At 47.0% G+C, this 19,021-nt stretch carries 19 protein-coding genes and 1 pseudogene; 7 read left to right on the plus strand and 13 right to left on the minus strand.

Annotated elements, in window-relative coordinates; translation table 11 throughout:
- On the plus strand, positions 1-1,077 hold the full coding sequence (locus CELL2_RS07875) for a LacI family DNA-binding transcriptional regulator (protein WP_241208652.1): 1,077 nt from the start codon (positions 1-3) through the stop codon (positions 1,075-1,077).
- Here CELL2_RS07875 and CELL2_RS07880 read toward each other — a convergent pair.
- From CELL2_RS07880 to CELL2_RS07940, 13 genes are read right to left on the minus strand one after another with little or no spacing between them, the layout of a single operon-like run.
- A complete protein-coding gene (locus tag CELL2_RS07880) occupies positions 1,011-2,858 on the minus strand; it encodes an FAD-dependent oxidoreductase (RefSeq protein WP_038034326.1) in 1,848 nt (615 codons plus the stop codon). The two genes, CELL2_RS07875 and CELL2_RS07880, sit on opposite strands and share 67 nt — an antisense overlap.
- Positions 2,859-2,870: 12 nt before the next feature.
- Positions 2,871-3,977: an NADH-quinone oxidoreductase subunit D gene (locus tag CELL2_RS07885; RefSeq protein ID WP_004080082.1), complete on the minus strand. Its 1,107-nt coding sequence runs from the start codon at positions 3,975-3,977 to the stop codon at positions 2,871-2,873.
- Positions 3,970-4,497, minus strand: coding sequence for an NADH-quinone oxidoreductase subunit C (locus CELL2_RS07890; protein ID WP_004080084.1), 528 nt, complete (start codon positions 4,495-4,497; stop codon positions 3,970-3,972). The genes CELL2_RS07885 and CELL2_RS07890 overlap by 8 nt, the downstream gene beginning before the upstream one ends.
- Positions 4,478-5,014, minus strand: coding sequence for an NADH-quinone oxidoreductase subunit B family protein (locus CELL2_RS07895; protein ID WP_004080086.1), 537 nt, complete (start codon positions 5,012-5,014; stop codon positions 4,478-4,480). The genes CELL2_RS07890 and CELL2_RS07895 overlap by 20 nt, the downstream gene beginning before the upstream one ends.
- A 12-nt stretch (positions 5,015-5,026) precedes the next feature.
- Positions 5,027-5,908, minus strand: a complete 882-nt coding sequence (locus tag CELL2_RS07900; RefSeq protein ID WP_038034325.1) for a respiratory chain complex I subunit 1 family protein — start codon at positions 5,906-5,908, stop codon at positions 5,027-5,029.
- 4 nt (positions 5,909-5,912) lie between these two features.
- On the minus strand, positions 5,913-7,793 hold the full coding sequence (locus tag CELL2_RS07905) for a proton-conducting transporter membrane subunit (protein WP_004080094.1): 1,881 nt from the start codon (positions 7,791-7,793) through the stop codon (positions 5,913-5,915).
- A 1-nt stretch (position 7,794) separates the two neighbouring features.
- Positions 7,795-9,195, minus strand: a complete 1,401-nt coding sequence (locus CELL2_RS07910) for a complex I subunit 5 family protein (RefSeq protein WP_038034324.1) — start codon at positions 9,193-9,195, stop codon at positions 7,795-7,797.
- Entirely contained in the window at positions 9,192-9,530 is a 339-nt protein-coding gene (locus CELL2_RS07915) for a sodium:proton antiporter (protein WP_004080098.1), read from the minus strand. Before CELL2_RS07915 ends, CELL2_RS07910 begins: the two co-directional genes overlap by 4 nt.
- 6 nt (positions 9,531-9,536) lie before the next feature.
- On the minus strand, positions 9,537-10,301 hold the full coding sequence (locus CELL2_RS07920; RefSeq protein ID WP_004080100.1) for a Na(+)/H(+) antiporter subunit B: 765 nt from the start codon (positions 10,299-10,301) through the stop codon (positions 9,537-9,539).
- Complete coding sequence (locus CELL2_RS07925; protein ID WP_004080102.1) at positions 10,298-10,540, minus strand: Na(+)/H(+) antiporter subunit B; 243 nt, start codon at positions 10,538-10,540, stop codon at positions 10,298-10,300. Before CELL2_RS07925 ends, CELL2_RS07920 begins: the two co-directional genes overlap by 4 nt.
- A complete protein-coding gene (gene mnhG / locus CELL2_RS07930) occupies positions 10,537-10,860 on the minus strand; it encodes a monovalent cation/H(+) antiporter subunit G (RefSeq protein WP_004080104.1) in 324 nt (107 codons plus the stop codon). The genes CELL2_RS07925 and mnhG overlap by 4 nt, the downstream gene beginning before the upstream one ends.
- A complete protein-coding gene (locus CELL2_RS07935; RefSeq protein WP_004080106.1) occupies positions 10,857-11,105 on the minus strand; it encodes a cation:proton antiporter in 249 nt (82 codons plus the stop codon). Before CELL2_RS07935 ends, mnhG begins: the two co-directional genes overlap by 4 nt.
- Positions 11,102-11,569 (minus strand): Na+/H+ antiporter subunit E, encoded by a 468-nt coding sequence (locus CELL2_RS07940; RefSeq protein ID WP_004080108.1) that lies wholly within the window; start codon positions 11,567-11,569, stop codon positions 11,102-11,104. The genes CELL2_RS07935 and CELL2_RS07940 overlap by 4 nt, the downstream gene beginning before the upstream one ends.
- Positions 11,570-11,893: 324 nt before the next feature.
- On the opposite strand from CELL2_RS07940, the gene CELL2_RS07945 reads away from it, so the two are divergent.
- From CELL2_RS07945 to CELL2_RS07970, 6 genes and pseudogenes are all read left to right on the plus strand, one after another.
- The gene (locus CELL2_RS07945; RefSeq protein WP_038034321.1) at positions 11,894-12,895 is read left to right on the plus strand and encodes a LacI family DNA-binding transcriptional regulator; all 1,002 of its coding nucleotides are present in this window, start codon (positions 11,894-11,896) and stop codon (positions 12,893-12,895) included.
- Positions 12,896-13,045: 150 nt separating this feature from the next.
- Entirely contained in the window at positions 13,046-14,272 is a 1,227-nt protein-coding gene (locus CELL2_RS07950) for an ABC transporter substrate-binding protein (RefSeq protein ID WP_038034319.1), read from the plus strand.
- Positions 14,273-14,341: 69 nt separating this feature from the next.
- Entirely contained in the window at positions 14,342-15,223 is an 882-nt protein-coding gene (locus CELL2_RS07955; protein WP_235231219.1) for a carbohydrate ABC transporter permease, read from the plus strand.
- Positions 15,220-16,056: a carbohydrate ABC transporter permease gene (locus tag CELL2_RS07960; RefSeq protein ID WP_039446234.1), complete on the plus strand. Its 837-nt coding sequence runs from the start codon at positions 15,220-15,222 to the stop codon at positions 16,054-16,056. Before CELL2_RS07955 ends, CELL2_RS07960 begins: the two co-directional genes overlap by 4 nt.
- Before the next feature lie 23 nt (positions 16,057-16,079).
- Positions 16,080-18,027 (plus strand): annotated as a pseudogene (locus CELL2_RS09920) (beta-galactosidase).
- Between the two features lie 12 nt (positions 18,028-18,039).
- The gene (locus tag CELL2_RS07970) at positions 18,040-19,020 is read left to right on the plus strand and encodes an ABC transporter ATP-binding protein (RefSeq protein ID WP_015919850.1); all 981 of its coding nucleotides are present in this window, start codon (positions 18,040-18,042) and stop codon (positions 19,018-19,020) included.
- Position 19,021 lies beyond the last annotated feature (1 nt).

Consider the following 19,021-nt stretch of genomic DNA (forward strand, 5'->3'; position numbering starts at 1 on the left):
ATGGCCTCCATCAAGGATGTGGCAAAACTCGCAGGTGTTTCTATAGCAACCGTCTCACGTGTGATAAACGGCTACAACAACGTCTCGGAAGAGACGAGAAAGAAGGTAATCGATGCCATCAGAAAGCTCAACTATCACCCCGTGTACGCTGTGAAGGGGGCTGTTTTAAAGAGAACTATAGGAGTTCTCGTCCCCAACTTTGGGGGCTTTCACTACAACGAGATATTGACGGGCATAGAAAAAGAAGCGATAAAGAGAGACTTCACCCTCATGATTTCAACAACACTTCACAGGACCTCTGTGGAGCTGGAAAGATTGGAGGTTTTCTTTGCAAAGAGAGTGGATGGTATCATAGTCTGTTCGTCGAAAAAGGACGAGGAACAACTCGAAAGATTGATAAAGAGCGCAATTCCAGTCGTTGTGGTGGACAGGGAAGAACCGGAGATCAGGCTCGACAACGTTGGCATCGACAACTACGCCGCTGGAAGGATGTGTGCGAAGTACCTTCTGGAAAAGGGTCACAGAAAGGTTCTCCTTTTGAAGGGTAGAAAAGACATTTATTCTTTTTCCGACAGAGAAAGAGGTTTCATAGATTACAGCACAAGACACGGAATAGACGTGAAAGTCACACCGTGCGGTTATTTTGCCGAACACGGCTACCACGCGGTGGAAAGGTACCTGAAAAAACACGGTAGGGATTTCACTGCGATCTTTGCAATAAACGATCTTTCGGCTTTCGGCGCGCTCAAGGCACTACACGATCTCGGTGTACTCGTTCCCGATGAAGTTTCTATCATGGGATTCGACGACGATCCAATATCGAGCTACACCATTCCTCCACTCTCCACGGTGAGGCAACCGAGGGAAGAGATGGGAAGAGTGGCCTTTGAGATTCTTTACGAGAGACTTTCTGGAAAAAAGGCGTTGCACGAAGAGTCGTTCTACCCGTTGAGATCGTTGAGAGAGAATCCGTTAAACAGTTATAAAAGCCCCTCCGGAGAGGGGCTTTTTCATTTTTCCTTTCTCAGGTACATGTCTATCCCTTTTGCCGCGGCGTATCCATCTGCAATACCGTGAATGATATCTGGTCCGTGAACGATGTCCCCTCCTGCGAACAACCATTCCACAGAGGTCTGATTGTACTCGTTTGTTTTGATTCTTCCTCTGAAAAATTCGAGTTTGCTTCGTATTTCTTCGGGTAAGTAGGAATAATCCGGTGCCTGTCCAATCGCTTCTACGACCATGTCCGCTTCTACAAAGATTTGTTCTTTTTCGTCAAAATGTGGATTGAACCGTCCTTCGCCGTCGAACACCTTGACGCATTTTTTGAATTTCACACCTTTTATCCTGTCGTTCTCTATCACGACTTCCATCGGTCCCCATCCCGGATTTATGACAATACCCTCTTCGAGAGCCTCTTCTATTTCTTCCATGTCGGCCGGCATGTCCTCGAAGCATCCTTCAAGTGAAAGCACCTGAACGTTCACCCTTCCGTACTCCATGAACTGAAGTCTTGCCATCGACCTGGAGATATCCATCGCGACGTTTCCTCCACCGATGACAACGAGTCTCTCTGGGACCGGTGGCTTTGGACCATCTCCCCTCAGGTAGTCCCTTATCATCTTGAGCAAGGGGAGTGCCTGTTTCACATCTGGGTGATCGGTCCCCGGAACACCCGTTGACCTTCCAAGACCGAAGCCTGTTGCAAGAAAGACAACATCGTGTCTCTTTCTGACATCTTCGAAAGACACATCCTGGACGACTCTCGTGTTGAGTAGAATTTTCACCCCGAGCGCCTCGATGAATGCGATATCCTTGTCCAGCGCTTCATCGGGAAGTCGGTATTTTGGAATACCGTACCTCATCACACCACCAGGTTTTGATTCCGATTCGTATATGGTAACATCGTATCCCATGGTGGCAAGAAAGTAGGCTGCGGCGAGCCCAGCGGGACCCGATCCTATGATTCCCACACTCTTTCCTTTTCTCTCCGGTTTTATGTCCAGGATCTCTCCGTATCTCTCGAGAGGAATGCTGTCCACTATGTACCTTTTCAACCACTGAATCGCAACGGGTTCTCCTCTGACTCCCACAGAACAGGCGGTTTCACACCTGTGAGTACAGACCCTTCCACAGACCATTGAGAGAGGATTCGTTCTGTAGAGCCATCTCAGTCCTTCTTCCAGATTGTCCTCGTACACGGATTTTATGTACTGGGGTATGTCCATGTGTTCGGGACAGGTGTAGGTACACACACCGCACTCCACACACCTGGCGGCCTCCTGCATGGCCTGTTCTCTACTGTACCCTTTCACGATTTCTATGAAAGATTTGATCCTGACTTCCGGTGGTTCCACGGGCATTTCTATTCTTTCGAGATCGAGCAGCTCAGAGTTCTCATCCCTCACCCAGCCGAGGGGTGCCTTTCCAAATTCGTAGAGACCTTTTTTCGCGTTCAATCCCTTATCCGTTGGCATGAAGATGAAGTCTTCCGGATCTTCCGAGATGTGGATGTATTCCCTCGTCATCTTGAGTGAACCCGTTGTGCAGATGTCAACGCAGAGCGCACAGAAAGAACACCTGCCGTAATCTATGACGGGTCTTTGCGGAAGTTTTCCATCTTCTTGAGTGAGATCCGGGACCTCCACCATGGTTATGGCATCGGTTGGGCAGATCTTTGCGCATGTACCGCACCCTATGCACTTTCCCCAGTCGTTCACGTGGAATCCTCTGTATCTTTCCGAAGCTTCTCTCCTGATTTTGTTTGGAACCTCTATTGTAACCGGTTTTCTGACAAGAAATTTCCATGCCTTCAGAGGAGCAAAGAAATCCTTTTCTGGTAGCTTCTGGACTGCCATTTTTCTCACCCCTCACCTGTCTATTTCAGGTGCGCAGACGTCCATCGTAGCGAGCCAGATGGGGACGTCTTCTATTCTCGTTCCTGGAAGGTACTTTTCTATTCCGTAGAGTCCCTGAGGATAAGAAGCTCCCCTCACCGCCACTCTGTAGGGTTTGTTTTTTCCATCGGAGACGACGAAGAATCCGTATTCGCCTCTCGTCGATTCCACATGCGCGTAAGCCATACCCTTTGGAACGATTCTTCTGAGACCGTTCCCACGACCGATAGGAACGTTAACTCTGTCAGCCTGTGGCATCTTCTCCAGAGCCTGTCTGATGATTTTTATACTCTGAGGTATCTCTTTGAACTTCAGATAGACCCTGCTGAAAGCGTCTCCGTCTGTTGCCGTTGGAACCTCAAACTCCACCCTGTCGTAGAACAGGTAAGGATCCACCTTCCTTATGTCGTACTCCACGCCAGTGGCTCTCAAACCAACGCCGGTGACCCCCATCTCCACAGCCTGTTCTCTTGTGAGAATGAGTCTTCCCCTGAGCCTCGAATGGACGATCCTGTTTTTGAAGATCAGGTTTTCATAATCGGGCAGTCTTGACTCTATGTAGTCGAGTGTCTTCCAGATCATTTCTTCAATTTTTGGTGTCATGTTCTTTCTCACACCGCCGGGAATGATGTACATATGGTACACTCTCGCACCGCTCAGTGCCTCGAATATATCGAGAATTCTGTCTCTATCAGCTACTCCCCAGTGAGACGCCGTGTACAGTCCGAGGGGACCTCCTATTCCTCCAACGGTCCAGATGTGATTCGCTATCCTTGCAAGTTCCAGAACGATCATCCGTATCCACTGGGCCCTTTCTGGAACTTCGACCTTTGCTATCTTCTCGATTGCCATAGCGTAGCATATTTCGTTGATGTCCGGCTCGGGAACACAGATTCTCGGTATGAGTGAGATGTTGGAATACCAGTAACGCCTTTCCATGAGTTTTTCAAATCCTCTGTGAAGAAAACCAGGTACAGGTCTTGCCTTCTTTACGATGTCTCCCTCCACGTACATGTGAACGGAGAAATTTCCGTGCATTCCCGGGTGATTCGGCCCGAAAAAGAGTTTCGTTTCACCCATTGATCTCACCTCTGAATATCTTTTTCGCCTCGTCTATCACGTCTTTCTGGTACTCCCTTCCGGGGAATTTTCTTCTGGAGTACTCGAGAGGATCGAAGTCCTTTCTGAGGGGTGGTTTGTCGTCCCAGAGTTCCAGGAAAAGCGGTTTCATATCCTCGTTTCCAGAGAACTTCACGCCGAAGAACTCGTGGATTTCTCTCTCGTAGAACCTCGCAACAGGCCATATTTCCTTTACTGTTACGAACTGCGGATTGTTTCTGTCTATCCTCGTTGTAACGATGAATTTCCCGCCGTCTTTCCACGAGAAGAGGATGTACACCAGCTCGAACTGACTGTCCTCGATCCAGTCTATGCAGGTCATCAACGAAAGGTGAGAGTATCCAAGAGATTTCAACGTTTCCAGCACGGCAATAACTCTATCCGGTGCGACGGACAGCTTCACTTCCCTTTCGTCTATTTCTTCGACCTCTGGCCGGAAAACTTCCAGAGTTTTCAACGCATCACTCATGGAATTCGTCATGCACATACACCTCCCCGAGGGAGCGGATCTGATTCTGTTTGTACCACTCGTAGTTCTCCCTGTACCTTTTCCAGCCGTCCGCTTCACCTTTTCTGATCTTTTCCATCAGGTAGTTGAAGGCCTCAAGAATTGCTTCTGGCCTTGGCATGCAGCCGGCTATATACACATCGACGGGTATGTAGTAATCGAGCCTGTTCACCGTTGCGTAGGAGTCGAAGTATATACCACCGTTTATGGTGCAGCTTCCAAAGCCCACGACGTACTTTGGATCGGGCATCTGTTCGTACGTGTATATCACTCTCCTGAGGGTCTTCGTGTTCAGGTATCCTGTGATGAGAAGGATATCGGCCTGCCTCGGCGTTGCCATGGGAGCTATGCCGAACCTTTCCATGTCGAATCTCGAGGTCATGGAAGGTGGTAGCTCGACGGCACCACATCCGGTACAGTAATGGAGCATCCATATGGAACGCGATCTTAGATTGTCTGCTATTCTTTCCCAGATGCTTCTTTCTTTCATCGGATCACCTCCTCAGAGTGTCAAACCGAGCACCACAAAGAGCGCGTTCAAAAAGGCAAGTCCAAGAGGAACACTCCAGTAGAACTTCAGCATCTGTTCTATTCTGAACCTCGGAAGAACAGAAGAGATGAGAACTGCTACGACCCAGACGGTCACGAATTTCACGAGGAACCAGCCGAGGCTCCCACCACCGAGAAACACGTTCACAAAGAGGGAGATTTCCACGAACAGTGAGAAGTCATGCATGATCTGAAGAAGACCGAGATACTTTCCAGACAGTTCCACCATGGGACCGGAGGCTATTTCAGCGGGAGCGATAGCGATGTCGAAGGGTTTCTTTCCCATCATTCCGATGAGTGAGATGAACGCCACAATTGCACCAAGAGGCATACTGAACAGGTTCCATTTCTCTCCTTGAAAGGTTATCAACTGGTGTATCGACGCGGTTTTATAGTTGAATATGACGGATGCCATAACAACCAGGAACGGTAGTTCGTAGCCGAGCATCTGTGTGAGCGCCCTGCTTATACTTATGGAAGCCCAGGGGTTTCCGCTTCCCACCATTCCCATCGCCATGCCGAGGGCACCAACGGTGAACAGGTACGTGATCACGAAGAAGTTATCTGTGTTTGGGAACGGAGTCCATTTCAAGGAGCCGAGAGGCATGAGCATGGCCGTTGCGACGGATCCTCCGAGTGCCATCAGGACTCCAAAATCGAAGACCCAACCGTTGCTGAAGGGATGTTTCGACAGCGCCTTGAAGACATCTATGAAGTTCTGGTACCAGGGAGGTCCTATTCTCCTCTGGACCCTCGCGACTATTTTCCTTGCGATTCCCTCAAGAGATAGAACGAGAAAGAAGGCAAGAACGAGGTTGAACAGTGCTTTTATCATCCTCTCACCACCTCACCCAGAATACGAGAAGTAGAGTCACAACAACCCAGAAAGTGTAAGCCGAGGAGGAAGGTTCGAAGAACCAGCTGTGTATCCATTCTCCAGCGTCGTGGAACAGCTTCCCGAACATTTTGAGGAGTTTCTCCCACGATGGATGTTTTTCGTACATTCTTTCAAAACCTGCGTAGAATTTCGTGTTGTAGTGGTAGAGATCTGGATTGTATATGAACTCTCCGCCCGTGTAGATGTTGATGGGCGTTCCCTCCTCCCTGTGAGGTGCCAGAAGGTCCACTTTCTTTGGCCTTGGAAAGAGAGAGTAAAGGATGTAAGCAACGATGAAGCCCACAAGAAATAGACCGAAGACGAGCACGGGATTCCAGCTTCCCGCGAATCCCTTCACAAGCCAGTTCTCCGGATCAGATATTTTGAATGAAGGTGCGACATCCAGATCCACCCTGATTTTTTCGATCGCCTGGAGAATGGGGAAAGGCCATACACCCAGAAAGAAACTGATGAGAACAAGAAGAACCATGGGTGTCAGCATCACAGCGGGGGCTTCTTTCACGTCCCTGTACTTTCTGGGAAGCTGTCCCAGGAACACCCCTGCAAGTGGCCTGAAGACGTATAGGAAAGATCCTATCGATCCAAAGAATGCCAAGAAAGCGGTTATGAACATACCCTTTCTGACCAGTGCCTGGTAGATCATCCACTTCGAGATGAAGCCACTCATCGGAGGAATTCCGGCAAGAGAGATGATGGAGAAGAGATAAACCAGGAAAGTAACGGGCATTTTGTGGATCAGACCACCCATTTCGCTGATCTTCTGTGTTTTCGTTCTGTAAATGACCGCAGCGAAAGCCATGAATATAACCGCAGAAGCGACTGCGTGGTTGAAGATGTGGAACATTCCTCCTTCGAAGCCCAGTGGATCCATGGTGCCGATTCCTATCAGGATGTAACCACCGTTCGCAACCGAGGAATAAGCCATGAGCATCTTCATATCGTCCTGCTTTATTGCCATGAGTGTTCCTATCACGATCGACACGTTTCCAAGAGCGATGAGGATGTAATTTGGAAGAGGGATTCCCGAATAAACGGTGACTTCTGAGAAGACTTTCAAGGAAGGTATAACGGAGAGAACGAGTAAAAAGATGTAGTTTCCGAGTTTGATGAACTGTCCGGAAAGTACTGAAGAAAACGCATTTGGTGCAAGACCATGAGTCTCTCTAAGCCAGATGTGTAATGGAAATATTCCACTTTTTGCTATACCGGCCGCGCTCAAGAGCAAAAACACAGCCATTTTGAACCCTATCGAAGTGTCGTTGAGCATACCCTGTGCTATGCCGTGTATGTTCAACGTTCCATATCTCTGATACGCGAGAAACGTTCCGTAGAGGAAAGCGTACGTTCCCACAGCACTCATGACCGCGTACACAACGACTGCTTTTCGTGCCTCTTTCTTTTCCATGGGAACGATCAGTAGCGAAGAGAGAACTGCTATCTCCCAGAAAACGTAGAGCGTGATGAGATCAGCAGCCATGAAGACACCGAGTGATCCCGCCGTTACCATGAGCAGGAACATATTGTAGCTTGCTCGATACTTTTGAGTCTCAAGCCACTTCGTGGAAAAGAGCATCACGGACACAATCACCAGAAGACTGACAAAAGAGAAATAGAAAGATACGTTTGTCCATTCAAACTGGATATTTAAACCGAACAGGTCCAGCTTCTCAAAAGTGCCCACCTTCAATGTGAAGACGTACAGAATAGTGAAGAGCCCTGCCAGAAAATTCAGAAGCGCTCCCATTTTCCAGCTCATCTTCGAGACGAGGTAGATGAAAATGGAAAGTGTGAGGAGAACTAATGGGAGAAGACCCAGTGCCACGTCACATCCCTCCCTTCACCGCAGAAAAGACACCGTTCACATAACTTTCTGTGTCCAGAAGGGCTTTTGCCATCTTTTGTGTTCCTTCAAGAAACACATCGGGCTGCAGAAAGACGACAACGAGAAGGATCGCGAGGGCAAAAGAGAAAAACCCGATCGTGAGAGGTACTTTCGATCTTTCCTCAAAGGTTTCTTCTTCGAACCAGAGTCTCACGTTCCATCTGATCACGTATCCAACCTCAATGGCTGTAGCTATGAGAAGCACAGCCGGAAACAGGAAATCTTTCGTTGAGAAAGCTTCCATGATCATCCTGATCTTGCTCTGAAAGCCTGCGAACATTGGAAACCCTACCAGAGAAAACGTGGCCATGCTGAAAGAAATTCCAAGCAATTTGTGTTTTCTGAAAACTCCATTCAGATCTCTGTAACTGTAAACCAGAAAACCTGCCACGAGAAAGATCACGAACTTCGCTATAACATCGTTCGTGAGATGAAAATACGCAAGATTCAAGGCATTTTCCGTTCCCTTAGATATCATCGCAGCCACAACTCCGGCTTGTGCAACACTCGAATAAGCGAAAGTTCTCAACAGTCTGGACTCTCTGAGAGCCGCCATTTCACCGGTCAGGATCGTAACGAGGGAGAGAACGTACAGAGTGTTCAATCCACTGCCATGGAATACCGTTCCAAAGAGTCTTCCGAGCATATAAAGAGCAGCGAACGAAACGGCCGTTCCGAGAACGATCGGAGAGACCTCGTTTCCACCATAAACTCCGGGGACCCATCCGTTCAACGGGAACAGTTTCGCCTCAACTCCAAGACCGATCGTGTAAAGCATGGTCACCGCAAGTAGAGAGCTTCCAGAAAGTCCAACCATTGCGATGTGCGCCATATTCAAACTTCCCGTTGCGCCGTAGGCGAAGATCGTTGCCAGAAGATAGAACGATCCAGCAATGCCACCGAGTATCAGGTATTTGTAAGCGTTGTAGAAATTTTCTCTCTTCGCGGCTATCGTGACCGCCGTTATCGTGATTATTTCCATGAAGACGAACGAGTTGAAGAGATCTCCCGTCAGAACGAATCCGTTCGTGGCCCCCAGAAGGAGCATGAGAGAGGTTTCGTATCCTTTCTTTGTCTCCACCGGAAGAAACGAAACCATTAAAAAGATGAGATTCACGATCAAAGCAGCGTAAAAACTGGCATCGTCCAGAACGAGGTTTATACCAAACGGCGGTTTCCAGTTTCCCATGGCATGAATCTCCACGACGCCCGGAAACCACTTGCTGAGAACTACGATCACGTTGAACAGAGCCACCAGCGAAAACAGAACATCTGACGCCTTTTTCCAGAAAAGCGAAACGAAAGCCGCGAGGAGTGGCACAGCCACGAGCAGGCTGATCATTCTTTCACTCCCTTCATCTCTTCGAGATCAAGTGAGGAGTGTTTTTCTTTGATCCGAACGAGAAGAGAAGCTCCGAGTGCCAGCACACCAACACCTATGACGATCGCTGTGAGAACGAGAGCCTGTGGTAGAGGGTCAACGAAGTTCAGCGAGAAGTTCATGACTCTGTCTGTGTATATGGGTGCGTCTCCTTCTCTGTAACCAAGCGCTATTATGAACAGGTTAACAGCCGTATCGATGATTGTGAGTGAGACGAGATGCTTGAAGAGATTTTTCTGCGTGAGCAAGCCGTAAATTCCTATTCCCGCAAGGAGAATGGATATCACATAGATCATCTCGAATCACTCTCCCTTCCGGTGTATCTCTGATATAACTCCGGAGAGTTCCGATCCGACTTTGAGACCGATGATGATGTAAACAACGGGAACCACACCGGCACTGAAGAGATCTCCTACTCTTCCCGTAGACAGAAAGTTGTAAAGGAAAGCACCGCCGGTGAGCAGACCGATCAGTCCCACGAGAACGTAGAGAGCACCCATCGATCCTTCGAGAAGCTTTGCTCTTCCTTCGTTCAATGTGAATTCTTCGTTCGAGAGATATAAAAGCAGAATCGCTGCGGCTATGACGGTACCTCCGGGAAATCCACCACCGGGTGAGAGGTGGCCGTGAACGAATATGTAAACACCGAACATCAGGATCAAAGGCAGAAGGATTCCTGTGCTCACCTTGAGAATGAAATTCGGCTCTCTTCTGTATTTCATCCTCCTGCTTCCTCGAAGGATCGTTCCCACACCGATGGCAGCGGCAAGAAGCACAGTCACTTCTCCCAGAGTGTCGAAAGATCTGTAGTTGACGACAATTGATGTCACCACGTTGGCACTTCCGTCTTCTAAATTCGATTCGCCGTATATTCTTCTTTCAGAAGGTACTTGCAAGTTTCCCTCGATCCATTTTCTGGAATCAACGGTGTTTACATCCTTCGCCAGGTAATGAACGGAGACTCTTCTGGAGAGATCGATCTTTCCAAATGGTTCCAAAGTGGTGATGAACGAAAGCATCACGTAGACGAACGCGGCCGATATAAGAATGGCGAAGAATCTTCTCATCTTTCATCATCCTTTCCCATTTTGAAGAGTGTGATGAGAAGAACAGCCGTTGTGAGACCCGCGCCAACCGATGCTTCCGTTATGGCAACATCGGGAGCTTTCATGATGATGAAAAGAAACACCGAAAGGAGACTGAGCGATGAGAAGGCTATGACGCTGTCCAGAATTTTTCTCGCTTCAACTGCAAAGAAAGCAGCGATCAGCATCATACCTCCAGTCAGCCATATCAGCAGATTCATCCTTCATCACCACCTTTGTATTCGTCGATGACCGTGCACTCACACGGTTTCACACCAGAAAGGTAAGAAGCTCGAGCCAGCACAGAACTTCCAACAGGATTTGTAAGAGCAATGAACGCAATGATAACGATGGCTTTCAGAAGAAATTCCGGTTTTGCGATGCCGATTCCCAACACGGTTGAGAAGGTTCCAAGAGTCGTGGCCTTGGTACCCGCCTGGAGTCTGTTGTAAACGTCCGGCATTCTGAAAACACCGAGACCTCCGAGAAAGTAGAAAAACGCTCCTATCGCTATCAGCACCTCTCCGATAACCTCGTTCATTTTCTCCCCTCCAGATAGCGGGATACGATGATCGTCTCCAGAAAAGAAAGAAGGGCGTAAACAAGGGCGATATCCAGATAAATTGCTCTGTCGAAGACGTAGGCGAGGAAGACTATGAGTCCTGTCAGCATAACGTTCATCGTATCGAGAGCCGCTACTCTGTCAGAGGAGGTGGGACCTATTATTACCCTGATGAATGAAAGCAGAACACCGGCTCCAACGAGAACGAAGAACAGCAAACTCATTCGAACACCCCCTTGATGAGTCTTTCGAATTTTCCGGAAATGTATCTTTCTTTCTCTTCGGTGGATTTCACTTCGATCCAGTGGACGAAAATCCTGTCGTCTTTCACATCTACACTGAGCGTTCCAGGGGTGAGGGTTATGCTGTTGGCAAGAAAGAGGCGGGAAGCATCTTTTTTCAGATTCGTTTTTAATTCAACGAAGCCCGGTTTGAGCGGAAGGCGTGGATTCAAGACCCTCAATGCAACATCGATGTTGGCTTTCACCATCTCTATGATAAAGATGGGAAGGAACATCACCGCGTACCGGACGATCCTCAGTGGTAGTTTCGCATCGAATCTGATACCGTGGTACTTTCGAAAAATCAAAGACACGGCTAGAGAAACCACGATTCCTGCGAGTAGTTCCGAGTAGGAAAACCTGGTGATCACGAGCCACAATATCAAACTCGTCAGAAAAACGCTCACTCATCACACCTCCTCGGGATTGAAAGAGAAAGTTTTCACAATCACAACACAAGAGTAATTTTACTCTTCTGAATCAATAATGTAAACCTAATTAGTAGAGATAAAAAACAGTTTCGAAGAGAACGAAGAGGGAAATTTAGACCAAAAGAGTCCAGATTATGTAAACGAAACACAGAAATATTCGTTTTCTGGTTGTAAAAGTCGATTCCAGGAAATTATTTGGAAATAACGTTGAAAATCTCCTCGGGATGTCGCTTGACATCACGGTAACTTTCGCGGTAACGTTTACGTAGAAATGGTTCAGATTTCTGGGGGTTTATAGTCATGAGAAAAAAGTATGTGACAATCAGAGACATAGCAGAAAGGGCAGGTGTTTCCATAAACACAGTTTCAAGGGCACTCAACAACAAGCCCGACATCAGCGAAGAAACCAGAAGAAAGATACTGAAAATTGCACAAGAACTGGGATACGTGAAAAATGCCACCGCTTCCTCTTTGAGGAGCAAGCAAACGAACATCGTGGGGGTCATCATAGCCGACAGTGCCAACCCGTTCTACGCGGAGGTCTTGAAGGGAATAGAAGCCGCTTCGAGAAAGTACGGCTATCAGATCATCCTCATGAACACAGAGAGAATCTACGAAAACGAAGAAAAAGCGATCGATGTTCTCCTTCAGCGAAGAGTCGACGGCCTTCTCATAACACCAGTTCAGGACAGATCGGACGATATAGAGTTTTTGATAGAAAGAAAAGTTCCCTTCGTCGTGGTAGGAAGGCACTTTGAAGGGCTGGAAGTGGATGAGATCCACAGTGATGAGGTGAAAGGAGGATATCTGGCAACAAAACACCTCATCGATCGTGGAAGAAGAAACATACTGATGATCAGTGGATACCTTTTTAAGTCCGCTGCTTACATGCGACTTGAAGGATACAAAAAAGCTTTGAAAGAGTACGGAATACCATTCAGAGAGGAACTGATCATTGAAACGGACATCGACATAGAAAGCGGTTATCAGGCGATGAACGAAGCGATCGAAAAGGGGCTTCATTTCGATGCGGTTTTCTGCTATAACGATCTTCTTGCCTTCGGTGCTATGAAGGCGCTGAAAGAGCACGGATACAGGATTCCAGAAGACGTTGCTGTGGTTGGCTACGATGATATCGTCTATTCCTCCTTTGTGTGTCCTCCTCTGACGACGGTAAGGATAAAGAAGTTCGAGATGGGCTTTGAGGCGTTCAGGATGCTTCTTCAGAGGATGAAGGGAAGAAGAAAGAAGAGAAAGCGTGTGATACTCGACGTGGAACTCGTTGTGAGAGAGAGTAGTTGATATTGTTGATTTCTGGTCGTTAGAGACAAATATATTCATTTATGAGCGTTTAGAATCAAAATTCTCGGTTTTTCTTTCCTTGATCCTCTGTGAACGTTCACGGTATCATTTACATGGTAATACCAATCTTTTGTTGGGGAGGGTGGTACTATGAAATTCCGATTTTGGATGGTTCTGGTACTTGTTATCCTGAGCGTTTTCGCTGTTGCCAAAGAAAAGATTGTCGTGAACTCCTACATTTCTGATCCAGCACCAAGGATCGTTTTTGCGGAGTTAGTGAAGATGTTTGAGGAAAAATACCCGGAATATGACGTAGTAGTGAACACGTTCCCACACGAAGATTTCAAAACTCTTCTCAGAACCTGGTTGAATTCTGATGAGGCTCCCGATGTCGTTACGTGGTTCACTGGTGAAAGAATGAGGTATTTTGCTAGCAAAGGACTTCTCGAACCTGTGGATGATATCTTTGCTCCCAAAAATTTTGAAGATTATTTCCCGACTTCTTTCAGAAGTGCCTGTGAGTATGATGGAAGGATCTATTTTGTTCCTCAGAGTTGGTACTGGTGGGGTGTTTATTATAGGAAGTCTGTCTTCGAAAAGTACGGTATAACTCCTCCAAAAACTTGGGAAGAGTTCATAAAGGTTTGTGAGACCCTGAAGGAAAATGGAATAACTCCAATAACCATCGGAACCAAATACCTCTGGCCAGCAGCGGGATGGTTTGACTATCTCGATCTCAGGGTAAATGGGCTGGACTTCCATATGAAGCTTACCGCTGGGGAAATTCCATATACTGATCCAAGAGTCAAAGAAGTTTTCCAATACTGGAAGGAATTGGTCGAAAAAGGTTTCTTCCTTGAGAACCATTCCTCCTATACCTGGCAGGAAGCAGCCGCATTCCTCTTCAGAGGAGAAGCAGGAATGTATCTTATAGGACAGTTCATAAAAGATGTTGCTCCTGAATCTGTAAAAGATGATCTGGACTTCTTCAGATTCCCCATAATAAAGCCGGAGATAGGCCTTTACGAAGAAACACCAATAGATGGATTCATGATACCAGCAAGAGCTAAGAACAAGGAAGGTGCCAAAGTGTTCCTCAAGTTCATTGCTGAAAAGGAAGTTCAGGAATACTTTGCTAAAAAACTCGGGAGACTTGCAGCAAACAAGAATGTAGAACCAGCAGACGAACATGCAGCAAAGGGATTGAAGATGATACTCGAATCTGATGGCGTCGCCCAGTTCTACGACAGAGATACAAATCCAGAAATGGCAACAGCTGGTATGAACGGCTTTGTTGAATTCATGATTTATCCTGAAAGACTCGATCAAATTCTCGAAAATCTTGAAAGAGAAAGACAGAGGATTTTTGGGAAATAATTCCGGGGAGGCGGTCCGCCTCCCTCTTCTTCTCCCGACAAAATGTGTCCACAAAGGAGGAATATCCCTGTGTTGACAAAGAGATGGTGGGTCCCGTATGTCTTCTTGGCTGTTCCATTGACGCTTTATTTTATCTGGGTGATTTCTCCCATAGCGCAGACAATAATTTTGAGTTTCACAAATTGGGATGGAGTCAGCACAAAATTTGATTTTATAGGGTGGAAGAACTACACCAGACTTTTCTCTGATCCTTACTTCTGGCTTTCCCTTAAAAACAACATAAAATGGCTTGTGTTTTTTGTTATTGTCGCCATTCCTGCAGGATTGGGAATGGCGATGCTCTTGGACCAAAAATTTCCTGGAAACAAAATTTTTAAAACCCTCATATATCTTCCAATGACTTTGTCTTTTGTCGTCATAGGACAAATATGGTCATGGATTCTTGAACCTAGAAGTGGTGTTTTGAATGAGTTTTTAAGAGCCATAGGTCTTGGTAGTCTCGCGAAACCCTGGTTGAGTGACCCGAAAATTGTAACATATGCCCTTATAATGGCTGCACTGTGGAGGCAGATCGCCTACGCTATGGTACTTTTCCTTGCCGGTTTGAAGAATGTTTCTACTGAATTAGTCGAAGCAGCGTACGTCGATGGTGCCAATGCATGGCAGAGATTCTGGTATGTGATTCTACCCGCTCTTAGACCAGCTATGGTAATAGCCATAACGGTGAATATTATAGATTCTCTGAGAGCATTTGACATTGTCTACGTTATGACTCGCGGAGGACCTTTCTATTCATCCAGTGTTCTGGCAAACTACATGTACATCCAATCATTCCATAACTATCGAATGGGTTATGGATCTGCCATTGCTGTGATACAGTTCCTTATAACGCTTGGTTTCATCATTGTGTACCTTTTCTATACGCTAAAAAGGGAGGAAGAATCCATATGAACAGAAAGAAAGTGTTGAAAGCCATTATTTTTTATTCCCTGTCTGTTGTTCTGGTAATTATGTGGATGCTTCCCTTCATTATATCGATATTCACATCGCTTAAAACAATGGATGAGGTTATATTGGGAATAAGATGGTGGGAACCTCCGAAGAAACCAACTTTTGAAAATTATGTTATAGCCTGGAGAGAAGCCAATATGAAGAGGTACTTCATCAATACATTTATAATAACGAGTTTGTCCGTGTTAGGAGCATTGTTTGTATCCAGTTTAAGTGCTTTTGCGTTATCCTGGTATAACTTCAAGTTGAAAAAACCTCTTTTGATAATGTTCGTTTCTGGAATGCTGATACCTTTCCAAATGTTGATGATACCCGTTTACAGATTTTCAGTTAGGACAGGACTTTGCGATACTTACTGGGGGGTAATACTCTTTCATATTGCATTTCAGACTGGTTTTTGTACTTTTTTCCTGAGAAATTTCATGGTTACCATACCAAGAAGTCTTTTTGAAGCAGCGAAAATCGATGGAGCCGGTGACTTCTTGATCTACAGAAAGATCATGATGCCATTGATACTGCCGGCCCTGGCCGCTCTTGGTATCCTTGAGTTCACCTGGATATGGAACGATTATCTCTGGTCGCTGGTTCTCATACAGAGTGATAGTTTAAAACCAGTAACCCTTGGTTTGACAACTCTCCAAGGACAGTGGGTCACGAGCTGGAATGTGATAGCTGCTGGAGCAAACCTTGCTGCGTTAGTACCAATAGTTGTTTTTCTGATCTTCCAGAGGTATTTCATAGAAGGGCTGACGCTTGGAAGTGTGAAGGGTTAAAAACTATATGGGGAGGATCTGTCATGCTTGGAGTTTGTTATTACCCAGAACACTGGGGTGTTGAAAAGGTAGAAGAAGACTTCAGAAGGATGAAAGAACTCGGGATAGAGTACGTGAGAATCGGAGAGTTTGCTTGGAGCAGAATAGAGCCGGAGCGAGGAAAATTCAACTGGGAATGGCTGGACAGAACGCTGGAAGCGGCCGAGAGGATGGGTTTGAAGATCATCCTGGGAACACCCACAGCCACACCTCCAAAGTGGCTTGTGGACGAGCATTCAGAGATCCTTCCTGTCGACAGAGAAGGAAGAGTGAAGAACTTTGGCTCCAGAAGACATTACTGTTTCTCCAGCCCTGTGTATCGGGAAGAAGCAAAGAGAATCGTCTCCATTGTTGCAGGAAGGTACGGAAAGCATCCGGCTGTTGTGGGCTGGCAGACCGACAACGAGTACGGCTGTCACGACACGGTGAGGTGTTACTGTCCAAGGTGTAAGAAAGCCTTCCAGAAATGGCTTGAGAGAAGATACGAAGGAGACATAGATAAACTGAACAGGGCCTGGGGAACGGTGTTCTGGAGTCAGGAATACAGGTCCTTCGAGGAGATAGAACTTCCCAACCTCACACCTGCAGGTCCAAATCCTTCGCATCTTCTCGATTACTACAGATTCGCCTCAGACCAGGTGGTAGAGTTCAACAGGCTCCAGGTGGAGATCATAAGAGAACTTTCTCCGGGAAGGTTCATCACGCACAACTTCATGGCTGGCTTTACAGACTTTGATCACTACAAACTCTCAAAAAAAACTGGATTTTGCCAGCTGGGACAACTATCCGCTCGGTCACACCCTCGTCTTTCTGAGAGCAAAGGGAGAAAGCAAAAACCCGTTCGACAGGGTGGGGCACCCCGACATAATCTCCTTCTCACACGATCTTTATCGTGGTGTGGGTAGGGGAAGGTTCTGGGTGATGGAACAGCAGGCAGGGCCTGTGAACTGGGCTCCCTACAATCTCTGGCCGGCAGAGGGTGCGGTGAGGCTCTGGACCTGGCAGGCTTTTGCACACGGAGCAGAAGTGGTTTCTTACTTCAGGTGGAGGCAGGCACCCTTTGCACAGGAGCAGATGCACTCTGGCCTTCTTGCTCCGGACTCATCTCCATCTCAGGGATATCAGGAGGTAAAGCAGGTCTTTGAAGAACTGAAAGGTGTTGATCTGAGCGAACCGGTAAAGAGTGAAGTTGCCCTCGTTTTCGATTACGAGACGGCGTGGGTGTTTTCCATCCAGCCACACGGCGAAGGTGTTAATTACCTTGATCTTGTCCTCAGGTTCTACAGTGCCCTCAGAGGGCTTGGCCTCAATGTGGATATCGTGTCGGCTGATTCTCCTCTAGATGGTTACAGAATGGTGGTTGTTCCAAGCCTTGCAATCGTGAGGGAAGAGGCCCTGGAGAACTTCAAAAAATACAGCGGTGTTCTTGTGATTGGTCCAAGAAGCGGTAGCAAAACAGAAACCTTCCAGATTCCAGAAGAGATGCCTCCCGGTCTTCTGAAGGAGATCATACCTGTGGAGGTAAAAAGGGTTGAAAGTCTTGGAACAGGAAACGTTGAAGTTCTTCTGTGGGATGGGAAAAAGTACCCTGTGACGATCTGGAGAGAGGATGTGGATCCCACCATCGCGGAAGTGGTGGCAAGATTTGAAGACGGTCCCGGAGCGATCTTTCGTAAAGAAAACGTGTACTATCTTGCCTTCTGGCCGGACAGAGAATTTCTTCTGGATTTCTTCGAAAAACTGATGAAGGAGATAGGGTACACGGTGAGAAGACTTCCAGAGGGTGTGCGCATTCAAAAGAGAGGAAAGTACACGTTTGCTTTCAACTTTTCACCTCATGAAACAGAAGTGGAGATACCGGATGATGCCCGGATCGTTCTGGGCGATCGAAAAGTAGAACCTTACAGTCTGGTTGTCTGGGAAGAAGTATGAGGAGGCGAGTGGATGGAGACGCTGGTAGAGGGTAAAAATCTGAAAGCCTACTATGTTCTGGAATTCTGGGGCAAAAAAAGAACGATAAGAGCCGTGGACAACGTGAGTTTGAAGATCTTTTCAGGCGAGATCTATGGTATTGCAGGTGAATCCGGTTGTGGAAAATCTACACTCTTGAAGACTCTTCTTGCGAACCTCGAGCCTCCTCTGAGATTGTTTGGCGGTGAACTGAATTATTGGCTCGACAGCAAACCTGTAAACGTTGTGTCACTGAAAGAAGAAGAAAGAAGACGCCTGAAATGGCGTTTCATCTCCTACATTCCTCAAGGCTCAATGCACGTTTTGAACCCAGTGAAGCGTATAAGGGACACGTTCATGGAAATCCTGAAAAGCCACGTGAGAAGGCAAAAAGAAACGTTTCTCGAAATGGCCATTGAACACTTAAAAGCCCTGGGCCTTCCTTCCAGGGTACTGGACATGTTTCCCCATCAGCTTTCTGGTGGAATGAGGCAGCGCGTTACCATAGCACTTGCCACTCTCTTGAAACCTCGTATCATTCTCGCTGACGAACCAACAACTGCCCTGGACGTGGTAGCACAGCGTGCGGTCATACAGCTTATAAAGAAAATTCAAAAAGAGCTGAAGAACACCATTGTTCTGGTGACGCACGATATGGGTATCCATGCTCAGGTCACAACAAGAATGGCAATCATGTACGCGGGAAAGATCGTGGAAGAGGGTCCAACGCTTGAGATCTTTAAAGAACCTCTCCATCCCTACACGAGATATCTCATACAATCACTTCCCAGAGTGGGGGACAAGCAGTTGAGAGAGGGAATCCCTGGTTCTCCTCCATCTCTTGTTTCACCTCCTTCAGGTTGCAGGTTTCATCCAAGATGCCCACACGCAACACAAAGGTGTGAGGAAGAAGAGCCGGTTTTTCTGGAAGTAAACCCAGGACACAGAGCAGCCTGTTTTCTGCTGGGAGGATGAG

This window comes from Thermotoga sp. Cell2 (assembly GCF_000789375.1).
GTDB lineage: Bacteria > Thermotogota > Thermotogae > Thermotogales > Thermotogaceae > Thermotoga > Thermotoga petrophila.